Source organism: Leadbetterella sp. DM7, from assembly GCF_040829825.2.
GTDB lineage: Bacteria > Bacteroidota > Bacteroidia > Cytophagales > Spirosomataceae > Leadbetterella.
In genome coordinates this window covers 1-1,568 of record NZ_JBFOLH020000040.1, presented here as the reverse complement: position 1 = coordinate 1,568, position 1,568 = coordinate 1, and the positions used below count along the sequence as shown (strand labels likewise).

The following is a 1,568-nucleotide window of genomic DNA, read 5'->3' as shown; positions in this document are numbered from 1 at the left end:
TAGGGTTTGCTGTTAACAGGCTAAATTCTTTATTAAAAGGGGATTATTTCTTATTTTTCGGAGGCAAAAGCGAATAATATGGCAAAAGCGCGTCAAAAACGTGCATCAAGGCAGGCCTATATGCCGGTTTCCCAGCTACGGATAGATGGATTTACTACTCCATTTGAGCAACAACTGGATCCGGGCAACCGTTGGGCGGTACTTGCTTCAAAGATACCCTGGGATCTTTTAGTGAATATTTATAATCGGGGACTGCGGAATGAGTCTACGGGAGCGACGGGTATAAATCCGCGGGTAGTAGTGGGAGCTCTGATCATCAAACACCTGGAGGCCTGGAGCGACAGAGAAACGCTTCAGCATATTCAGGAAAATATGTATTTACAGTATTTTCTGGGGTTTTCCAGTTTTGTGAAAGAGCCGATATTTGACCCTTCCTGCTTTGTTGATTTTCGCAGAAGAATGGATTTGCAAGCCTTTGAGGAGTTAAACACAGCTATTGTCAGACTTTCTTTCACCCATACAACTTCTGATCCGGAAGTGGATAAAAAAAAAGTCATCATGGCCGGATGATCACGGATGCGACAGCTTGTCCGCAAGACATTACCTATCCTACCGATACCAAAATCATTTACGCTTGTATAGAGAAGTCTGTGCTTTTGATAGACCGGCTTTATGAAAAGAAGCTACACAAAATCAAGCCTCGAACGGATCGGGGAAAGTACCGTAAACTCTTTTTGCGTATCGCACAAAACAGGAACCCCAGGGGGAATACAATCCGTAAAGCGGTAAAAGAATTATTAACAGGCTTGAAGAATAATATCAAGTCCATTCATGGGCTACTGAACACCAGACCGCAGGGGCTTACTATTTTGACACCGAAGGAGTATAAGTATCTGTTGGTGATTCAAACCGTTTATGATCAGCAGAAGAGTATGCTTGAGAATAGAAGCCATCATGTAGCTGACCGCATAGTCTCCATTCATCAACCTCATGTACGGCCTATTGTTCGAGGTAAATTAAACGCTAAAGTAGAATTCGGTGCTAAGATACAGCTCACCCTTATGAATGGTTTTGCTTTCTTAGATGAATTTTCATGGGATGCATTCAACGAAGGGAAATGTCTTTTAAGCAGCGTAGAGAAGTACAAAGAACGATGGGGATATTACCCGGAGATCGTATTGGCCGACAAGATTTACTGCAATAGAGAAAACCGGAAAGCCCTAAAGGAGTTGAAGATAGTCCTTAAAGCTAAGCGACTGGGCAGACCAAAGGCAGGGGAACAGAGCTCCGTAAGTCCGGGGGAGCGCAACCCAATCGAAGGTAAATTCGGGCAGGCCAAAGTAAAATATGGATTAAACCGTATTACAGCGAGGCTTGACTTAACCAGCAAATCTTGGGTGGCCTGCATCGTTTTGGTGCTGAACCTGGTCAAGTTGGCGCAGGGTAGCCCCCTATGGCTATCTGGATTCACTCAATGTACGAGAGAAAATAGTAATCTAATGGGAAACCATCATCCATATCAAACAAAATTGGTAGCGTAAATCAAATGACTTTCCCAGCAGACCCTA

At 43.8% G+C, this 1,568-nt stretch carries 2 protein-coding genes; both read left to right on the top strand.

Features of this window, described 5'->3' with window-relative positions; genetic code table 11:
* The first annotated feature begins 78 nt into the window (after positions 1-78).
* The gene (locus AB2U10_RS19105) at positions 79-570 is read left to right on the top strand and encodes a transposase (protein WP_367916680.1); all 492 of its coding nucleotides are present in this window, start codon (positions 79-81) and stop codon (positions 568-570) included.
* Positions 567-1,541, top strand: coding sequence for a transposase (locus tag AB2U10_RS19100; RefSeq protein ID WP_367916679.1), 975 nt, complete (start codon positions 567-569; stop codon positions 1,539-1,541). The genes AB2U10_RS19105 and AB2U10_RS19100 overlap by 4 nt, the downstream gene beginning before the upstream one ends.
* Positions 1,542-1,568: the final 27 nt, after the last annotated feature.